This window comes from Pseudomonas sp. AC463 (assembly GCF_979253585.1).
In genome coordinates this window covers 1-231 of record NZ_CEEDDZ010001245.1, presented here as the reverse complement: position 1 = coordinate 231, position 231 = coordinate 1, and the positions used below count along the sequence as shown (strand labels likewise).

1 pseudogene is annotated in these 231 nt (G+C 69.7%); it reads right to left on the bottom strand.

What is annotated here, in order from left to right:
• Positions 1-210 (bottom strand): annotated as a pseudogene (locus AC0IYH_RS34285) (hypothetical protein); the annotation flags it as partial.
• Positions 211-231 lie beyond the last annotated feature (21 nt).

The window sequence follows — 231 nt, the reverse complement described above, 5'->3', positions numbered from 1 at the left end:
CATCCGCGCCTTGCTGTACGCGTCTTCGTCGACGGTGATCGCGCCGGTGCCGTCGTCGACATGCGCGGTGATGCTCGCCTGTTCCAGACTCTGCACGACCGCGGCCTTGTCCGCATCGGCGAGACCGGAGAACAAGGTCTTCTGCGGCGGCGTCGACAGGCTGGTCCATGCCAGCGCGGCGGCACCGATCAGGCCGACCATCAGCGCCATCGGCGCGGTCCGGCGCACGGC